Source organism: Bartonella sp. AD328YNZD (genome assembly GCF_042196425.1).
In genome coordinates this window covers 1-1707 of sequence record NZ_JBHIQG010000442.1, presented here as the reverse complement: position 1 = coordinate 1707, position 1707 = coordinate 1, and the positions used below count along the sequence as shown (strand labels likewise).

Below are 1707 nucleotides of genomic sequence, written 5' to 3'. Positions count from 1 at the left end.
GGCTATACATACATTTGTGATCAAGTGAGTGTTTTTGGCAATTCATATATAGATACAAAAAAATTAAATGGTCATATGAAAATTTGTGATCAAATCATAAGAGACGCTGCTTAAATAACAGCGCGGGGCGCGGCGGGGGGCGTCTGCTTTCAATCCAATTTTCCATTTCAAATTTTAGAAAACGTTTATCACATTAGATTGTGAGGGTATCTCTATGTGTAAAAAATATGAATTAACCAATCAAATCAAACAAATTAAAGAGAGACTTACTAAGCAAATTATAAACCTTTATCGTATTCGGGCTTTAAGAGATTTTGATGATGTTAAGGCTGGCGATTTAGGTGGCTATATCGAAAATGAAGGGAACTTATCTCATTATGGCAATTGCTGGGTCTATGATGAGGCTTGTGTCTATGGCTATGCTCATGTTTCTGATCATGCTAAAGTACGTCATTTGTCTCATGTGCGTGGGCGTGTCTATGGTAATGCTGAGGTCTATGGAAAGGCTTTAATCACTCGATATGCTAAAGTTTATGACCATGCTTGTGTTTATGGAAGTGCTCATGTGGCTGGCAATATCTATGGCAATGCTCATGTCTGTGATCACGCCCGCGTTTATAGCAATGCCCATGTTTATCAACATGCGCGCGTTTCTCATGATGTTTTTGTTTATGATCATGCTAGGATCTATGGTCATTCAAAGGTTTCTGGCTCTGCTTGTATTTACAACAGTGCAAAAATTTATGGACAAGCTACTATCAAAGGCTTTGCAAAGATTTATGGTAAGGTTTACGGCTCTGCTCTTGTGAGTGGGCGTGCTGCGATTTATGGCTCTGTTTATGGAAATGCAAAAATCTCTGGTTCTGTAAAGGTCTATGGTCGTGCCTATGGAAAAGCAAAAATAGATAAACAAAGCAATGTAAGATCAGTTGCTCAAAATTATGAGGTTTATCAAAGCGATAATGTTGTCAAGATTGTTGATAAAACAGAATAAAAATAGGCATGGGGGTGCCTTTTAATAGGATAACTCCATCATAAAAGAGAGTATTCATAAAAGAAAGCCGTGCCAAGTGATATGACGCGGCTTTCACGTAATGATTCTAATGATAAAAAAAATAATCATCTACAATGGAGTAATAAATGCATATATACAAAACGTATCATATTGCAAGCGCTCTATTGAGATATGAAAACTTATCAAAAGGAATGTAAATGATGCGTATGATCTTTAATCACTCATTTGAATGAGAGAGCCTATAAATGCTTTTCGTTTCTCTCAAACGTATCAAACAAATCAAAACGCTTTTTAGATTCATCTCAATACAATCAAAAGCAAATGCCTATTAGACTAATGTCTTTTTTAAAACGTTCTTTTTACATCTGTAAACGTTGGTTTTCAAAACAATTTCTCATAAGACAATAAACAAGCGTTTTTATCAAACGCAAGGCTTTAAAAACTGTTATAAACATCAGTTTCAAACGTTTAAACGTTCACTTAGAGAGGGTCTCATAAGCGTATTGTTAAACTATAACTTTTAAAACATTTCTTAGTACCAAGTCTAAAGTAGATAGTAATTCTACTGCCATGGCATTGTTCGCTTCCATTTTTTTGTGGAAGCGAATACAGTTGCGTTCTTCAAAACTAGCTATGCACTATATTCATTAAAAGGCTTTTGATTTCATAAGATATAAAATACCTCTTTATCG

The 1707-nt window shown here is 35.1% G+C and carries 1 protein-coding gene; it reads left to right on the top strand.

Features of this window, described 5'->3' with window-relative positions; genetic code table 11:
* Positions 1 to 214: 214 nt before the first annotated feature.
* Positions 215 to 994, top strand: a complete 780-nt coding sequence (locus ACFIO3_RS12650) for a hypothetical protein (protein WP_375695316.1) — start codon at positions 215 to 217, stop codon at positions 992 to 994.
* Positions 995 to 1707 lie beyond the last annotated feature (713 nt).